An 18,074-nucleotide genomic window follows, 5' to 3' on the forward strand; every position below is an offset into this window, starting at 1 on the left:
CGCTATACGCTTGATGCGGCGCTTCAACAACCTATTCCGCCGGCGCAGGCACCGGACGCGGCTCCGACCGCCGCCGCAGGCGGTCGATCAAGAGGTAGATCACGGGCGTGGTGTAGAGCGTCAGGATCTGCGAGACGAACAGGCCGCCGATGATGGTGATGCCGAGCGGACGGCGCAGCTCGGTGCCGGGGCCGGTCGCGACCACGAGCGGAATGCCGGCGAACAGCGCCGCCATGGTCGTCATCAGGATCGGGCGGAAGCGCGCCTGGCAGGCCTCGAAGATCGCCTCCGCCGAGGACAGGCCGCGCTGGCGCTCGGCGTCGAGCGCGAAATCCACCATCATGATGCCGTTCTTCTTGACGATGCCGATCAACAGGATGATGCCGACGAAGGCGATCACCGTCAGCGGTGTGTTGGTGAGCTGCAGGGCGAGCAGCGCACCGAGCCCGGCCGAGGGCAGCGTCGAGATGATCGTGAGCGGATGGGCGAGGCTCTCATAGAGCACCCCGAGCACGATATACATCGCCACCAGCGCGCCGAGGATCAGCAGCGGCTGCCGGCCGCTGGTCTTGGCGAAGTCGCCGGCATTGCCGTCGAAGCTGCCGCGGATGCCTTCGGGCATGTGCAGTTCCTCCACCGCCCGCTGGATGTTCTGGGTCGCTGCCTGAAGCTGCACGTCCGGCAGCAGGTTGAACGACACCGTCGTCGAGGGAAACGACTGCGAGTGATAGACCGCGAGCGCGGCCAACCCACGCGTCGCGTGCACCACGGCCGACAGCGGCACCTGCGCGTCGCCCGCACCGGCGACGTAGATGCGGTCGAGATTGGAGGGATCGACCTGGAATTTCGGATCGATCTCCAGCACGGTCATGTATTGGTTGCGCTGGGTGTAGATGATCGAGATCTGCCGCTGCGAGAACGCGTTGTTCAGCGCATTATCGATATCCTGGACCCTGACGCCGAGCGCCGAGGCCTTCTGGCGGTCGATCGCGAGCGTGAGCTGAAGCCCGCCGGGATCGCGGTCGCTGGAGATGTCGGTGATGCCCTCGACGCTCTCCATGCGCTTGGCCACGATCGGCGCCCATTTCTGCAGCAGACCGAGGTCGGTGCTGGTCAGCGTGTACTGGTAGTCGGAATCGCTCTGCCGCCCGCCGGCGCGGACGTCCTGGGCGGCGAACATGAAGAGGCGGATGCCGGGCACGGGATACAGCGCGCGCCTCAGACGGTCGATCACGACCTGCGTCGAGACGTGGTCGCGCTCCTCCGGCGGCTTCAGGCTGATATACATGACGCCGCGGTTCGAGGTCGCTCCCCCCGGCCCGCCTCCGGCGCCGACGGTCGAGCCGATGCCGGCCACGGCCGGGTCCTGCATCACGATGTCGGCGAGCCGCTGCTGCAGGCCGAGCATCGACTGGAACGAGATGTCGGCCGAGGCGCGCGTCGCTCCGATCACGAAGCCGGAATCGTCGGTCGGGAAATAGCCCTTGGGGACCTTGATGTAGAGCGTCACGGTGAGACCGATGGTGGCGAAGAACACCAGCAGCGTCGCCAGCGGGTAGTCCAGCACGGTGCGCAAGGTTCGGGCGTAGAAGGCGACGATACGCGTCAGCGAGCCCTCGATGACACGGTCGAACAGCGTCGCCGTGCCGGACGTGGCCTGCCGGATGTAATGGGCGCAGATCATCGGCGTCACCGTGAGCGACACCAGCGTCGAGACCAGGATGGCGAAGGTCAGCGTCAGCGAGAATTCGCGCAAGAGGCGACCGACGATGCCGTCCATGAAGATCAGCGGCGTGAACGCCGCGATCAGCGACAGGCTGATCGAGACCACCGTGAAGCCGATCTGCCTCGCGCCCTCCAGCGCCGCCCGAAGCGGCCGCATGCCGTGCTCGAGATTGCGATACATGTTCTCGATCATGACGATGGCGTCGTCGACCACGAAACCGACCGAGATCGCGAGCGCCATCAGCGACAGATTGTCGATCGAGAAGCCCGCGACCCACATGCCGGCGCAGGTTCCGGCCAGCGCCAGCGGCACCGAGATGCCGGCCGCGATCGTCGGCGTCAGCCTGCGCAGGAACACGAACACCACGACCATCACCAGAACCGCGGTCGCCAGCAATGTCCATTGCATGTCAAGCACGCTGGCGCGGATCGTCCCGGTGCGGTCGACCAGGGTGGAGATCTCGACGCCGGCCGGAATCCACTGATTCAGCTGGGGGACCAGCGCCTTTACCCTGTCGACGGTATCGATGACGTTGGCATCGCCCTGCTTGGTGATCTGGATCAGCACCGCCGGCTGCTTGTTGAACCAGGCGATCGAGCGGGCGTTGCGGACGGAATCCTCGATGTCGGCGACGTCGGACAGCCGCACGAAATTGCCGTTGGCGCTCTTGATGACGATGTCGCGGAACTCTTTCGCCGTGCGCATCTGCTTGTTGAGGGCCAGCGTCTCGCTCTGGCGCTCGCCGTTGAAGATGCCGACGGGGCCGAGCGGGTTGGCGTTGACGATCGCGGTCCTGACGTCGTCGGTGGCGATGCCGGCGTTCGACAGCGCGACGGGGTTGAGCTGGACCCGCACGGCCGGCTGGTCGGCGCCTGATACCGTGACGTCGCCGACTCCAGGCACCTGCGAGATGCGCTGCGCCAGCACCGTGTCGGCGACGTCGTAAATCGCGCTGGCGGATAGCGTCTTGGAGGTCAGCGCCAGCACGAAGACGGGCGCGCCGGCGGTGTTGGCCTTGCGGAAGCGCGGCAGCGTCGGCAGGTCGCTCGGCAAGTCGACCATCGCGGCGTTGATCGCTGCCTGCACGTCGCGCGCGGCCTTGTCGATGTTGCGGCCGATGTCGAACTGGAGCTGGATGCTGGTATTGCCGAGCGTCGAGGTCGAGGTGATCTGGTTGATGCCCGAGATCTCGCCGAGCCGCCGCTCCAGGGGTGAAGCCACCGTGGCCGCCATCACCGACGGGTCGGCGCCGGGCCGGCTGGCCGAGACGAAGATGGCGGGAAAGTCGACGTTCGGGACCGAGGCGACGGGAAGGAAATCGTAGGCGACCACACCCAGCAGGAACAACCCGATCGACAGCAGCGTGGTGGCAACCGGGCGGCGGATGAAGGGCTCCGAGATCGATGCCATCACTGCATCCCCTCGGTCGCGCCCGCGACCGGTGGTCCGCCGGATTCGGCCGGCGGCAGCGCCTGCTCGAGGCGGCGGTTGATGCGGTCGAGCGCGAGGTAGATCACGGGCGTGGTGTAGAGCGTCAGCAATTGGCTGAGCAGCAGGCCGCCGATGATGGAGATGCCGAGCGGAAAGCGCAGCTCGGCGCCGGTGCCGCTCTCGATCGCCAGCGGCAAGGCGCCGAACAGCGCCGCCAGCGTCGTCATCATGATCGGACGGAAGCGCAACAGGCAGGCCTGCACGATCGCCTCGTTGGGCGACATGCCCTGCCCGCGTTCGGCCTCGAGCGCGAAGTCGATCATCATGATCGCGTTCTTCTTGACGATGCCCATCAGCAGGATGATGCCGATCAGGCCGATCACCGAGAGGTCCTGCCCGCACAGCACCAGCGCCAGGATCGCCCCGACGCCGGCCGAGGGCAGCGTCGACAGGATCGTGATCGGGTGGATGTAGCTCTCATAGAGCACGCCGAGCACGATGTAGATCGTGATCACGGCCGCGAGCAGCAGCCAGGGTTGTCCCGCCAGCGCCTTGGCGAACTCGGCGGCATCGCCGGCATAGACGCCGACGATGCTGTTGGGCATTTCGATCCGGGTCTCGATCGCTTTGACGGCGTCGACGGCATCGCCGAGCGCGGCGCCCGGCGCGAGGTTGAAGCTGAGCGACACGGACGGGAATTGCGCCTGGTGCGAGATCGCGAGCGGCGCGGTGGTGCGCTTCAGCGTCGCCACGGCCGACAGCGGCACCTGGGCGTTGGGCGCGCCGGCGGTCGCGCTCGCGGCGCCCGGCAGATAGAGTTTTGAAAGGATCGAGGGATCGCGCTGGTACATCGGCAGCGCCTCGAGCACCACGCGGTACTGGTTGGCCTGGCCGTAGATGGTCGAGATCTGGCGCTGCGCGAAGGCGTCGTTGAGCGTATCGGTGATGCCTTGCAGGCTGACGCCGAGCTGGCCCGCGCGGGTGCGATCGACGTCGAGTTGCGCCCGCAATCCGCCCTCCTGCGCCTCCGAGGAGACGTCGCGGAACAGGGGATCGCGCCGCATCTCCGTAACCAGCTTGCGCGCCCATTCCGACACCAGCGCCGCATCGGTGCCGGTCAGCGTGTACTGGTATTGCGAGCGGCTCGACTGGGTCGAGATCTGCACGTCCTGCACCGGCTGGAAATAGACGGTCATGCCGGGAATGCCCGCCACCCGCTGCTTCAGCCGGGTCACGACCACGCTGACATCGTCCCGCCGCTCGCCGCGCGGCTTCAAGGTCATGACGAGACGGCCGACATTGGTGGTCGGATTGACCGAGCCAGCGCCGATCACCGAGACCACGCCGACCACGTCAGGGTCCGCCTTGATGGTGTCGGCGACCTCGCCCTGCCGCTTCTGCATCTCGGCAAACGACACGTCCGGCCCGGCCTCCGTCACCGCCGTGATCGAGGCGGTGTCCTGCAGCGGCAGGAAGCCTTTTGGGGCAACGACGTAGAGGACGAGGGTCGCAATCAGCGTGGCGAAGGTCACGACCAGCGTAGTCCGCTGGTGCTGCAAAACCACCAGCAGCGTCCGGTGATAGGCCTCGACGGTGCGGTCGATGAAGCGGCTGATGGCGGCGAGGCCCGGCACCGCCAGCTCCTCATGGGCGTGCTTGAGCAGGCGCGAGCACATCATCGGCGTCAGCGTCAGCGAGACCACGGCCGACGTCACAACCGCGATCGTCAAGGTCAGCGCGAATTCGCGGAACATGCGCCCGACGAGGCCGGACATGAACAGCAGCGGGATGAACACCGCGATCAGCGACACCGTCAGCGAGATCACGGTGAAGCCGATCTCGCTGGCGCCCTTCAGCGAGGCCTCCATCGGCCCGTCGCCATTCTCCATGTGGCGGACGATATTCTCGATCATGACGATGGCGTCGTCGACCACGAAGCCGGTGCCGATCGTGAGCGCCATCAGCGACAAATTGTCGAGGCTGAAGCCGGCGAAATACATGATGCCGAAGCTGGTAATCAGCGACAGCGGCAGCGCCACGCCGGCGATCAGGGTCGCCCGCAGCGAGCGCAGGAACAGCAGCACCACCAGCGTCACCAGCACGACACTGAGGACCAGCGTGAACTGCACGTCGTGGACCGAGGCGCGGATCGTCACGGTGCGATCGGACACGATGGTGAGGTTCACACCTGCCGGGATCGCGCGCTGCACTTTGGGGATTTCGGCGCGGATCTGGCCGACGACGTCGATGACGTTGGCACCGGGCTGGCGCTGGATGTCGATGATGACGGCGGGCGTGCCCTGGTACCAGCCGCCGGTGCGATCGTTCTCGAGGCCATCGACGATCTGCGCGACGTCGGCGATGGTGACCGGCGAGCCGTTGCGGTAGGCGATGATGACGGGCTTGTAGGCGTCGGCGGCGGCGATCTGGTCGTTGGCCGCGATGATGTAGGATTGCTGCGCGCCGTCGAGCGAGCCTTTCGGCCCCGAGACGTTGGCATTGGCGATTGCGGTGCGCAGATCTTCCATGGCGATGCCGTAGGCGGCAAGCCGCGCCAGATCGGCCTGGATGCGCACGGCCGGTTTCAGCCCGCCGAGCACCGAAACGCGCCCGACGCCGGAGATCTGGCTCAGCCGTTGCGCCAGCAGCGTGTCGGCGATGTCGCTCATCGCCCGCAGCGAGATGGTGTCGGAGCGCAGCGCCAGCGTCATCACTGGCGCGTCCGCCGGGTTCACCTTGGCGTAGGTCGGCGGATACGGCAGCGTCTTGGGCAGCACGCCTGCCGCGGCGTTGATCGCGGCCTGCACGTCCTGGGTCGCACCGTCGATGTCGCGGTTGAGATCGAACTGCAGCGAGATCTGGCTGACGCCGAACGAGCTGGTCGAGTTCATCGCCGACAGCGACGGGATCTGCCCGAGCTGCCGCTCCAGGGGCGCCGTGATCAGCGAGGCGATCACGTCGGGGCTCGCGCCCGGAAGCTGCGTCGTCACCTGCACGGTCGGGAAATCGACCTGCGGCAGCGCCGAGACCGGCAGCGCGAAATAGCCCAGCAGCCCGCCGATCAGCAGCGCGATGCCGAGCAGCGAGGTCGCGATCGGACGGCGGATGAAGGGTTCGGAGACACCCATGGGATCTGCCTGCCGCTTCAAGCGGCTGTTGTCGGGATCATGGCTGCTTGGCTCCACTTCCCGATGCCCCCGGACCTGGAGCCGGCCCGGTCTGTCCTTTTTGGTCGCCTTCGCTGCTCTTGCGCTTGGCGCGGAACTCGCCGTCCTTACCCTGTCCGTCCTTCTGGTGCTCCTTCTGCCCTTCCTTGGCACCATCCTTCTTCTGGGCGTCGGGCCCGCGCGAGCGCTTGCGCGGGGCAAGATCAGCCGACGGGGTCTGGTCGTCGCGGCCGACGGTCACCTTGGAGCCGTCGGACAGATTGGCAAAGCCCGTGGTGACGACCCTGTCGGTCGCCGACAGGCCGCTGGCGATCACGGCGTCATGCTCGTTCTGCTGGGTCACCGTCACAGGCTTGGCCGAGACGATATTGTCATCGCCGATGACATAGCTGAACGTTCCGATCGGGCCGCGCTGCACGGCTGATGTCGGCACCACCAGCGCCTGCATCAGCGTCTCGACCTTGAGACGGACATTGACGAACTGGCCCGGCCAGAGCTGGTAGTTGGCGTTGGGAAATTCCGCCTTGAGCTTGAGCGTGCCGGTGGTCTGGTCGACCTGGTTGTCGATGCCGGTGAGCTTGCCGGTATCGATCACGGTGATGCCATCATTGCCGAACACGTCGACCGCGAGCGTGCCCTTGGCGGCCGCGGCGTTGACGCGCATGATCTGTTGCTGCGGCAGGCTGAACCACACCGCGATCGGCTGCAATTGCGTGATCACCACGAGGCCCGTGGTGTCGGAGGCGTGGATGATGTTGCCCTGATCGACCTGGCGCAGGCCGGCTCGCCCCGAGAGCGGCGCCACGATCTTGGTGTAGCTCAGCGTCGCCGCCGCGTTGTCGATCGCAGCCTGGTCGGCCTTGACCAGCGCCTCGGTCTGCGCGACCAGCGCGCGCTGGGTGTCGGCCTGCTGCTTGGAGCCGGCGTTGGAGGCAGCGAGCTGCTCGTACCGTGTCAGGTCGATGCGCTGGTTGGCGAGCTGGGCCTGGTCCTGCGCCTTCTTGGCGACCGCCTGGTCGTAGGTGGCCTGATAGAGCGCAGGATCGATTTCGCCGAGCACGTCGCCCTTCTTGACGTCCTGGCCCTCGGTGAAGTTCACGGCGATCAGCTTGCCGTCGACCTGCGAGCGCACGGTCACGGTGTTGAGCGCGCGGATCGCGCCGACGCCGTCGAGATAGACCGGAACGTCCTGAACGCGGGGCGTGGCCGCGAGCACGGGCACCGGCAGATCGAGCCTCTGGTTGTTGCGGTTGTTGGCCTGCTGCTGATGCGTGGCAGTCCAGCCGAGATAGAACAGGCCGCCGAGGATCGCGAGCGTGATCAGGGTCATGATGAAGCCGCGGCCGCGCGCCTTCTTCGCCGTCCCCTCCTTCGCGTCCTTCGTATCCGGCTTAAAGAGCATTGACCGGTTTCTCCATTCGCGGCTCCCAGCCGCCGCCGAGCGCCTGATACAGGCTGACGATGGCGAGCAAGCGGGCCAGTTGCGCCTGTGACAGCGCGTCTTCCGCCTGGAACAGGGTCAATTGAGTGTTGAGCACGGTCACGATGTCGGCGGTGCCGGCGCGCAATTGCTGCTCGGAGAGATCGAAGGCGCGGCGCGAGGCGACGACGACGTCGCGCTGCAATTGCAGCTTGATCGTGGTTTGCTTGATCGAGAACAGCGCATTGTCGACGTCGGCAAACGACTGGATGATGGTCTTGCGGTAGGTCTGGAGCAATTCGTCCTGCCGCGCCTTGGCGAACTCGAAATTGCCGAGGATCTTGCCGCCGTCGAAGATCGGCTGCGTGGCGCTGCCGACGAGCTGGAAGAAGGCCGCATGGGGCTGGAACAGCGAGACCAAGGCCGAACTCTGATAGCCGCCATTGCCGGTGAGCTGGATGGTCGGAAAGAACTGAGCACGGGCATTGCCGATATTCGCCGTCGCCGAGGCGAGCTGCGCCTCCTGCCGGCGGATGTCGGGCCGCTGCGTCAGGAGCTCCGACGGCAGGCCGGGCGTCACGCGCGGGATTGCGATCCGGTCCAGCGAGCCGCCGAGCACGCGCACGCTCTCCGGCGGGCGCGAGACCAGCACGGCGAGTGCGTTGACGTTCTGGTCGAGCGTCTGGCGCAGCGGCGGCACCAGGGCCTTCTGGTTGGCAAGCACACTCTCCTGCTGGGCGACGTCGAGATCGGTGCCGGTGCCGGCCTTGCGCCGCTCCCTGACCGCATCGAGGATGCGCTGCGCGCTCGCAATGTTGCGCTGTGAGGTCCTGATGCGATCCTGCGAGGCCAGCACCTGGAAATAGGCATTGGCGACGGCCGCCAGCGTCGTTAGCGCGACCGTGTCGCGATCGAAGCGGTTGGCGTTCGCGGTCTCCTCCGCTGTCTGCAGCGCGTCGCGATTCTGGCCCCAGAAGTCGAGCTGGTAGCTCGCGCTCAGCGATGCCGAGTAATTGACGACCTCGCGCCCGCCGATGGAGAGGCCGGACGCGCTGGAGCCCGAAGTGCGCGAATAGGTTTCCAATCCGCCTGTCGACACGCTCGGCAGCAGCGCCGCACCCGCCTGCCGCGCTTGGGCGTCGGCCTGGACGATGCGCGCAACGGCGGCGGCGATGTCGAGGTTCACGGTCTGCGCCTCCTCCATCAGCTGCGTCAGCTCCGCGGAGCGGAACCCGCGCCACCAATCCAGTGACGGCGGCGCATCACCCTTGCCCGCATATTTGTACTGCGTGGGAACGTCGAGGGCGGGATCGGGAAGGTCCTGGGTCAGCACGCAAGCACCCGAACCGGCGGCAAGGCACAACACCGCAATCCAGCGCGCCGCGCGCAGCGTCCGGGATGCAGAACCTTCAGACCGCCGCATGGCGATCGCAGGAACATCCTCTGTCACATCCATCCCCCGCCGGGCAGATCGAACCGCCGCGCAGCCGGATTAGCCGATTCGCAGCGGGGCAGTCGGGGGGCTTTGGACAACTCGTTCACAGCGGCGGTGCTTTCTGCGGAACCTCGAAAAGCATACTAGCCGTGCGCTGACCAGCGGGACAGTCCCGCAGTTGCGAGATGGCCACGCCAATCAGGTGCGATCGAGCCGATATGAATTCGAAAGGTGACTGTCTCGCAGGGATTTCTCTCATTCTGAAACATTGGGATACGCGATCAAGCTTACCAAGATTTCATGTGTTATTGCTGCCACAGTGGCATCTGAGCCTTTCCATCCGACCGCACCAGCCCCGCGCGGCGTCGGTTCAGTCGTGCGCTCCGGCCGCTCCATCTCGCCTGGCCTTCAATTCCCGAAAGGGAGCCATCCCTCGTGCAGATATGATTTCGGCCATCCAGACCATCCACGTCCCTCGGGTTTCGGCTGATCTCACCCTTGGAAAAAAGCGGTCGTGAAGCGGCTGGTGGCGACCGTCATCTTCCGTGCTCTGGCGGAGTTCAGCCATTTCCTCCTATCGATATCTCGCCGCGTGGCCGAACACATCATCGCCGGCCTCGCTTCTCGAGAATATCGCTGTTTGGACAGGCGCTTCAGCCGGTTTCGCCGCAGCGCAAAAGCCTTCCCCTTTGGCCTCCCAAGCACTAGGTTCTGACCAACCAGATCAACCCCCTTGGTAGCGATTTCCCCGACATGACCATTCGAAATGACGTTGTCGAAGCCATCGGCAACACCCCGCTGATCAAGCTGAAGCGCGCCTCGGAACTGACCGGCTGCACCATTCTCGGCAAGGCCGAGTTCATGAATCCCGGCCAGTCGGTCAAGGATCGCGCCGGCAAATGGATGATCCTGGAGGCCGAGAAGCGCGGCGAGCTCAAGCCCGGTGGTCTCGTGGTGGAAGCGACCGCCGGCAATACCGGCATTGGCCTTGCGGTCGTCGCAAGCGCCCGCGGCTACCGCACCCTGATCGTGATCCCGGAGACGCAGAGCCAGGAGAAGAAGGATTTCCTGAAGCTGTGCGGCGCCGAGCTGATCGAGGTGCCGGCCCTGCCCTACGCCAATCCCAACAACTACCAGCATGTCGGTCGCCGTCTTGCTGACGAGCTGCGCAAGACCGAGCCGAACGGCGTGCTGTTCGCCGATCAGTGGAACAACCTCGACAATGCCAAGGCGCATTACGAGTCCACGGGCCCCGAAATCTGGGAGCAGAGCGGCGGTAAGGTCGACGGCTTCGTCTGCTCGGTCGGCAGCGGGGGCACGCTGGCTGGTGTCAGCCGTTACTTGAAAGAGAAGAACAAGAACGTGCGGATCGCATGCGCCGATCCGCACGGCGCCGGCATGTATGAATACTTCAGGACCGGCGATCCCAAGGCGACGCCGGGTGGCTCGATCACCGAGGGCATCGGCCTCAACCGGGCGACCGCCATCGTGGAGACCGCGAAGGTCGATGATGCCTATCTCATTCCCGATGCCGAAGCCGTCGGCGTGATCTACGAGCTGCTGCAGCACGAGGGCCTGTGCCTCGGCGGCTCGACCGGTGTCAACATCGTGGGCGCCATACGCCTCGCCAAGCAGCTCGGGCCCGGCAAGACCATCGTCACCGTGCTTTGCGATTCCGGCAGCCGTTATCAGTCGAAGCTGTTCAACGCGGACTTCATGCGCGCCAAGAACCTGCCGGTGCCGGAATGGTTGGAGAAGCGCAGCAACATCAAGCCACCCTTCGTGTGATCGTCACGCGCCCCCTCGGGTCGGGGACGCGGGTCCACAACGTCAGCGCCGTTCGGCCGGTCTACGCGACTTCGCCGCGTTCCGAGGCCGCGGCACAATAGTCGCGCCAGAACTGGCGGTAGCCCTCCTCGACCCTGCGCGTGTAGATCGCGACATTGCCGGCCGCCGAGGCTGCGATCTGAGCCGGCAGGCCTTCGCGCAACTTCGCGAGATACTCGGGCTGCGAGGCAAATTTGCGGGCGATCTCGACATAGCCGTCGTCATCCTCGGCGACCCAGTCGTCAAGCCCGACCGCCGCCACGATGGCACCGCCGGCGCGCGAGGAGGCGCCGTGGCCGAGCTTGGCCACGACTGGAACGCCCGCATAAAGGGATTCCCAGGTGCTGACGCCGCCATTCTGCGGAAATGGATCGAGCGAAATATCGACTCTCGCGAAGGCCTGAAGATGTTCCGCGCGCGCTGACGAGCCCAGGCAGGTGATGTTCTCTTCTGGGATGCCCTGGTTCACCAGTCGCGCAAGAAGGCCATCGCGTACCAGCGAATCGTCAAGCAGCGTATGTTTGATGATGATCTTCGATCCGACCACCTCGCGCATCACTTTCGACCACACGCGGATCGCCTCGTCCGAGATCTTGTTGACGCGGTTGAACACGCCGAAAGTCACATGGCCGTTGCGGAGCATGGGAAGCTCCGAAGCGGGCACATCCAGGATCGGATCGATCGTGATCAGGCACGGCAGATCGTAGACCTTTTCGGCCAGCAGATGACGGGCCGATTCCGGAATGAAGATCGGATCGGCGAGCACGTAGTCCATGGTCTGAAGGCCCGTGCCTGTGGCGTGTCCAAAGCCCGTGACCTGAATCGGGGCCGGCTTGCGGGCGAAGACCGGAAGCCTGTTGCCGGTCGTATGCCCGGACACGTCGATCAGGATATCGACCTTGTCGGCCTCGATACGATCGGCCAGCTCATCGTCCGAAAGCTGCGTGGCGTCGACCCAGACGTCCGCCAACGACTTGAACTTGGCTGTCATCTCATCTCGTACCGGCGAGCACGAATAGCAGACGATCTCGAACTTGGCGTGATCATGGTGGCGCAGCACCGGTAAGAGGCCAAACGCCGCCGAGTGGTACCAGAACTCGGCCGCGACATACCCGACCACGATCCGCCTGCCGGGATCGAGCTGCCGGGGTGCGAGCTTCCTCTGTGGCAATCTGGCGCCGATCGCATCCCACCAGGATTTGCGCGCGGCCTGCTGGACCGCGAAATCGGCCTCGGAGAGAAAGTCGAGAAAGTAGATCTTCCGCGCGATCAAGTCCGGCTGGTCCGGCGCAATTGCCAGAGCGGCGTCGAGATGTTCGATGGCGGCTGCGATCTCTCCCTGGTTGGCAAAGCAGGAGCTCAGCAGCGCCAGGGCGATCGCCGAGCGCGGATTTTCCTCGAGCAACGCCGTGCAGGCCAGGATCGCCTGCGCCGTATTCCCCACGCTCAACGAGACTTCGGCCTTCCCCCGCAAAGCCACTTCGAGCTTCGGTGAAAGCGCCAGTGCCGCGTCAAAATCCGCAGCTGCCTGTTCGGGCCGCGACAGCGCGAAATTGAGCCGTCCGCGGTGCGCGAGGAGCTTTGCCGAACCTGGCCTGATCGCGAACGCCGCTGCGAGCGCGGCTTCCGCCTCGTCGTAATGCTTGAGCTCGATCCCGACCACGCCCTTGCCGATGAGGGCTTCGGCGTGACGCGGCTGAAACAACAGCGCGCGCTCGAAACTCTGTCTGGCGCGGTCAAATCGGCCCAGCGCCAGCTCGGCCAGACCCCGATTGCAGAGCGCATCGGGGTAGTCGGGCTTCAAGGCGATGGCGCGGTCATACAGTTCGATGGCTTGTTCCGGCAGGTTCATCTGGAGCAAGGCGTTGCCGAGGCCGGCCAGGGCCGGCGGAAAATTCGGCTTCAGCGCGATCGCTCTTTCCTGACACGCGCGGGCGGCCTCAAATTTCTGAAGGGACAGGTGGACAGCGGCGAGATTGTGATGCGCCTCGTGCGAACGTGGATCGATTGCGATCGCGCGCTCAATCAGTTGTTGCGCCTCCTCCAGGCGCCCGCCCTGATGCACGCTGAGGCCGAGCAAATGAATGGCGTCAAAATGATCCGGAACGGCTTGCACGATCTGGCGGCAGAGCGCTTCGCTCTCCGCATATCTGCCCTGGCCATAAGCGCTCGCCGCGGCGGAGATGATGGCGTCGGCCTGCTTCTTCAATTTCTTCTGCAATCGCGCATTCTGAAATGCACGTGCGCCGGCGCTGCTCTGCAAGGTGTCTCTCCGGGAGATGGCCCATTGGCGAGTCTAGCTGATTCGCGCGGCAGGCCGGCCGAACAGAAATCCCTCCGGGATATCCCGGGCTCCCCAGGACTTGCCTGCTCAGGAACCGCTGGGTGGGTCTGCCTCGCCTGCTACAGCATCGCCGCACTCTGCAGCCGCGGCACAATAGTCGCGCCAGAACTGGCGGTAGCCCTCCTCGACCCTGCGCGTGTAGATCGCGACATTGCCGGCCGCCGAGGCTGCGATCTGAGCCGGCAGGCCCGCGCGCAACTTCGCGAGATACTCGGGCTGCGAGGCAAATTTGCGGGCGATCTCGACATAGCCGTCGTCATCCTCGGCGACCCAGTCGTCAAGCCCGACCGCCGCCACGATGGCGCCGCCGGCGCGCGACGAGGCGCCATGACCGAGCTTGGCCACGACAGGAACGCCCGCATAGAGGGATTCCCAGGTGCTGACGCCGCCATTCTGCGGAAAGGGATCGAGCGAAATATCGACTCTCGCGAAGGCCTGAAGATGTTCCGCGCGCGCTGACGAGCCCAGGCAGGTGATGTTCTCTTCTGGGATGCCCTGGTTCACGAGTCGCGCAAGAAGGCCATCGCGCACCATGGGATCGTCAAGCAGCGTATGTTTGATGATGATCTTCGATCCGACCACCTCGCGCATCACTTTCGACCAAACGCGGATCGCCTTGTCCGAGATCTTGTTGACACGGTTGAACACGCCGAAAGTGACATGGCCGTTGCGGAGCATGGGAAGCTCCGAAGGCGGCACGTCCAGGATCGGATCGATGGTGTTGAGACACGGCAGGTCAAAGACCTTTTCGGCGAGCAGATGCCGTGCCGATTGCGGGATGAAGACGGGGTCCGCGAGCACATAGTCCATGGTCTGCATGCCCGTGCCCGTCGCGTGTCCGAATCCGGTGGCCTGGATCGGGGCCGGCTTCCGCGCAAAAACCTGCAGCCTGTTGCCGGTCGTGTGGCCCGAAACGTCGATCAGGATGTCGACCTTGTCGGCCTGGATGCGATCGGCGAGCTCGTCGTCCGAAAGCTGCCATGCATCGACCCAGACGTCCGCCAATGAGTTGAATTTGGCGGTCATCTCGTCTCGTGACGGCGAGCACGAATAGCAGATGATCTTGAAGTTGACGTGATCGTGATGAGCAGCACCGGCAGCAAGGTGAGTCCCGCCGAGTGTTGTCGGAATTCGTTAGCGACATAGCCGACCACAATCTGCCTTTCCGGATCGAGCGACCGCTTCGGCAGCGTCCTTTGCGGCAGCCTGGAGCCGATCCGATCCCACCAGGATCTTCGTACCTCCTGCTGGACCGCGAAATCGGCCTCGGCGCGGAAGTCCTGCAAGAAGATCTTTCCCCGGATCGCATCTTCATAATCCGGCCGGATCGCCAGCGCGCGATCAAGATATTCGATGGCGGCGTCCATTTCTCCCTGGTTCGAATGAGCAAAGCCCATCAGCGCCAGCCCCGTCTCCGAGCGCGGATTTCGTTCGATCAGGGCGGCTGCGGCCGCCATCGCCTGCGCTGTCTTTCCCATCACGAGGCAAGCCTGTGCCTTGCCCCGGAGAGCCAGTTCGAGCTTGGGCGAAATCGCAAGCGCCGCCTCGAAATCGGCAACCGCCGGCTCCAGGCGCTGCAGCTCGTAATTCAGCCGCCCGCGTTGCGCCAGTATCTTCGCCGAACCGGGCCTGATTGCGAGCGCCGCTGCGAGAGCAGCTTCCGCGTCATCGTAATGCTTGAGCTCGAGGCCGACCACGCCTTTGCCGACGAGCGCCTCGGCGTGACGCGGTTGAAACAACAAAGCACGCTCGAAGCTTTGCCTGGCGCGCTCAAACTGGCCCAGCGCCAGCTCGGCCAGACCACGATTGCAGAGCGCATCGGTATAATCGGGCTTCAGCTTGATGGCGCGATCGTACATTTCGATCGCCTGTTCGGGCAGGTTCATCTGGAGCAAGGTATTGCCGAGGCCCACCAGGGCCGGCAGAAAATTCGGCTTCAGCGCGATCGCCTTCTCCTGGGACGCACGGGCGGCCTCAAATTTTTGAAGGGCCAAGTGCACAGCCGCGAGATTGTTATGGGCCTCGTGCGAACGCGGATCGATCGCGATCGCGCGCTCGAGCAGCTGTTGCGCCTCCTCCAGGCGCCCGCCGTGTTGCGCGCTCAGGCCGAGCAGATGCGCAGCGTCGAAATGATCCGGCCTGCAGGATCTGACGGCAGAGTGCCTCGGTCTCCGCATATCTGCCCTGGCCATAGGCATTCGCCGCGGCAGGGATGATGGCGTCGGCCTGCTTCTTCAATTTCTTCTGCAACCGCGCATTCTGGAATGCGCGCGCGCCGGCGCTGCTCTGCAAGATGTCTCTCCGGAAGATGGCCCGCGGCGAGTCTAACTGATTCGCGTTCCGGGCCGGCCGGTCGGCGGGACTGGAAATCCTTCCGGGCTATTCCGGGGCTCGCTGCAGGATCCGGCTCAGGAACCGCCAGGTGCGTCTGCCCCGCTTGCCGCAGCCTCGTCGCTCTCCGCGGCGGCGGTACAATAGTCGCGCCAGAACTGACGATAACCCGCTTCGAGCTCGCGCGTGTAGATCTCGACATTACCGGCGGGCGAGGCTGCGATCCGAGCCGGCAATCCCGCGCGCAACTTCGCCAGATGCTCGGGCTGCGACGCAAATCTGCGGGCGATCTCGACATAGCCGTCGTCATCCTCGGCGACCCAGTCGCCGAGACCGACGGCGGCCACGATGGAGGCGCCGGCACGCGAAGAGGCTCCAATGCCGAGCTTGGCGACGACGGGAACGCCCTTGTAGAGGGATTCCCAGGTGCTGATGCCGCCATTCTGCGGGAACGTGTCGAGCGAAATATCGATCTTGTCGAAGGCCATCAGGTGGTCGTCGCGCGAGGTGGTGCCGAGGCAGGTGATGTCCTCCTCTGCAATGCCCTGCGCGATGAAGCGTGCGATCAGGCTATCGCGCAGCAGGGCATCATCGAGCAAACCATGCTTGAGGATGATCTTCGATCCCGGCACCTCCCGCATGATGCGCGACCACACACGAATCGCATCATCCGAAATCTTGTAGATGCGGTTGAACACGCCGAAGGTGACGTAGCCGTTGCGGAGCATCGGCAGCTCGGAGGGCTGCAGATTAGTGACTGGCTCCATCGTGATCAGGCACGGCAGATCGTAGATCTTTTCCGGAAACAAATGCCGAGCCGATGGCGGAATGAAGATGGGATCCGCGAGCACATAGTCCATGGTCGGCATGCCCGTGCCCGTCGCGTGTCCGAATCCCGTGGCCTGGATCGGAGCCGGCTTCCGCGCGAAGGCCTGCAGCCTGTTGCCGGTCGTGTGGCCGGAAACGTCGATCAGAATGTCGACGTTGTCGGCCTGAATACGATCGGCGAGCTCGTCGTCCGACATCTGCCAGGCGTCGACCCAGACGTCCGCCATTGACTTGAACTTGGCGGTGTACTCGTCCGCTCCCGGCCAGGAATAATAGCAGATGATCTCAAACTTGGCGTGATCGTGGTTGCGCAGCACGGGCAGCAGGGTAAGTCCCGCCGAATGCTGCCGGAATTCGGCGGCGACGTAGCCGACCACGATCCGCTTGTCCGGATCGAGCGGCCGCTTCGGCAGCGTCCTTCGCGGTATCTTCGAGCCGATCGCATCCCACCAGGACTTGCGCACCGCCTGCTGGACCGCGAAATCGGCGTCCGCGAGGTAGTCCAGCAAGAAGATCTTGCCCCTGATCGCGTCTCCATAATCCGGTCGGAGCGCAAGCGCGCGATCGAGATATTGGATCGCGGAGTCCATGTCTCCCTGGTTGGAATAGGCGAAGCCCAGCAGCGCCAACCCCATCTCGGAGCGCGGATTTCGCTCGATCAAGGTCGTCGCCGCCGCCATCGCCTGCGCGGTCCGTCCCATGACGAGGCAGACCTGCGCCTTGCCCCGAAGGGCCAGCTCGAGCTTGGGCGAAATCGCAAGCGCCGCATCGAAGTCCGCAAGCGCGGGCTCCAGGCGCTGCAGCTCGTAACTGAGCCGCCCGCGCTGGGCCAGGATCCTCGGCGCGCCGGGCTTGATCGCGAGCGCCATGGCGAGCTTGGCTGCCGCCTCCTCGTGGTGCCGCAGTTCCATGCTGACCATGCCGCTGCCGACGATGGCCTCCGCGTGACGCGGCTGAAACAGCAGGGCCCGATCGAAACTCTCCTTGGCGCGCATGATCTGCCCAAGCACGATCTCGACCATGCCGCGATTGCAGAGTGCGTCGGCATAATCCGGTTTGATCTTGATGGCGCGCTCGTGCAGCTCGAGCGCCTGTTCGTATAGCCCGAGATGCATCAGCGTGTTGCCAAGATTGGTCAGCGCAACCGCGAAATTGGGCTTCAGCGCGATCGCCCTCTCCTGGCATCGCCGCGCCTCCTCGTAATTGCCGAGGTCGAAATGCACGGTTGCGAGGTTGTTATGGGCATCGTGCAGGCGCGGATCGAGCGCAATCACGCGCTCCAGCAGCTCTTTCGCCTCCTCGAGGCGCCGGCCGTCATGGGCGCACATGCCGAGCAGATGCACAGCGTCGACGTGATCCGGAAGGGCTTTCAGGATTTCGCGGCACAGCGCCTCGGTCTCGGCATAGCGGCCCTGGCCATAGGCGTTCGCCGCAGCGGCGATGACGGCGTCGGCCTGCTTCATCAACTTCTTCTGCAATCGCGCATTCTGGAATGCGCGCGCGCCGCCGCCGCTGTTCTGCAAGGTGTCTCTCCGGAGGATGCCCTGACCCGGAGTCTAACTGAT

The 18,074-nt window shown here is 64.9% G+C and carries 7 protein-coding genes and 1 pseudogene; 1 reads left to right on the top strand and 7 read right to left on the bottom strand.

From position 1 onward, the window contains the following. Positions 1-31: 31 nt before the first annotated feature. Genes GDN70_RS20995 through GDN70_RS21010 form a run of 4 tightly spaced genes read right to left on the bottom strand, consistent with a single transcriptional unit; the run spans position 32 to position 9,200 of the window. On the bottom strand, positions 32-3,136 hold the full coding sequence (locus GDN70_RS20995) for an efflux RND transporter permease subunit (protein ID WP_152102995.1): 3,105 nt from the start codon (positions 3,134-3,136) through the stop codon (positions 32-34). Next, positions 3,136-6,285: an efflux RND transporter permease subunit gene (locus tag GDN70_RS21000; protein ID WP_152102996.1), complete on the bottom strand. Its 3,150-nt coding sequence runs from the start codon at positions 6,283-6,285 to the stop codon at positions 3,136-3,138. The genes GDN70_RS20995 and GDN70_RS21000 overlap by 1 nt, the downstream gene beginning before the upstream one ends. Before the next feature lie 37 nt (positions 6,286-6,322). Continuing rightward, complete coding sequence (locus GDN70_RS21005; RefSeq protein WP_152102997.1) at positions 6,323-7,726, bottom strand: efflux RND transporter periplasmic adaptor subunit; 1,404 nt, start codon at positions 7,724-7,726, stop codon at positions 6,323-6,325. Beyond that, positions 7,716-9,200, bottom strand: coding sequence for an efflux transporter outer membrane subunit (locus tag GDN70_RS21010; protein ID WP_152102998.1), 1,485 nt, complete (start codon positions 9,198-9,200; stop codon positions 7,716-7,718). The genes GDN70_RS21005 and GDN70_RS21010 overlap by 11 nt, the downstream gene beginning before the upstream one ends. A 732-nt stretch (positions 9,201-9,932) precedes the next feature. On the opposite strand from GDN70_RS21010, the gene GDN70_RS21015 reads away from it, so the two are divergent. Next, positions 9,933-10,967: a cysteine synthase A gene (locus GDN70_RS21015; protein ID WP_028144709.1), complete on the top strand. Its 1,035-nt coding sequence runs from the start codon at positions 9,933-9,935 to the stop codon at positions 10,965-10,967. A gap of 61 nt (positions 10,968-11,028) precedes the next feature. Here the strand turns inward: GDN70_RS21015 and GDN70_RS21020 are convergent, their stop codons facing one another. The 3 genes and pseudogenes from GDN70_RS21020 to GDN70_RS21030 all read right to left on the bottom strand — a co-directional run bounded on the left by GDN70_RS21020 (position 11,029) and on the right by GDN70_RS21030 (position 18,032). Continuing rightward, entirely contained in the window at positions 11,029-13,269 is a 2,241-nt protein-coding gene (locus GDN70_RS21020; protein ID WP_173015845.1) for a glycosyltransferase family 41 protein, read from the bottom strand. Positions 13,270-13,377: 108 nt separating this feature from the next. Next, positions 13,378-15,642: pseudogene (locus GDN70_RS21025) on the bottom strand (tetratricopeptide repeat protein). A 116-nt stretch (positions 15,643-15,758) separates the two neighbouring features. Beyond that, entirely contained in the window at positions 15,759-18,032 is a 2,274-nt protein-coding gene (locus tag GDN70_RS21030; RefSeq protein ID WP_028144711.1) for a tetratricopeptide repeat protein, read from the bottom strand. Between the last annotated feature and the right edge of the window lie 42 nt (positions 18,033-18,074).

It is taken from the genome of Bradyrhizobium sp. TM102, from assembly GCF_009176685.1.
Lineage (GTDB): Bacteria > Pseudomonadota > Alphaproteobacteria > Rhizobiales > Xanthobacteraceae > Bradyrhizobium > Bradyrhizobium ottawaense.

Bases quoted from the DNA above. Each gene is read 5' to 3' on its own strand.
- GDN70_RS20995 (WP_152102995.1), bottom strand. From the start codon at position 3,136: ATGGCATCGATCTCGGAGCCCTTCATCCGCCGCCCGGTTGCCACCACG.
- GDN70_RS21000 (WP_152102996.1), bottom strand. From the start codon at position 6,285: ATGGGTGTCTCCGAACCCTTCATCCGCCGTCCGATCGCGACCTCGCTG.
- GDN70_RS21005 (WP_152102997.1), bottom strand. From the start codon at position 7,726: ATGCTCTTTAAGCCGGATACGAAGGACGCGAAGGAGGGGACGGCGAAG.
- GDN70_RS21010 (WP_152102998.1), bottom strand. From the start codon at position 9,200: ATGGATGTGACAGAGGATGTTCCTGCGATCGCCATGCGGCGGTCTGAA.
- GDN70_RS21015 (WP_028144709.1), top strand. From the start codon at position 9,933: ATGACCATTCGAAATGACGTTGTCGAAGCCATCGGCAACACCCCGCTG.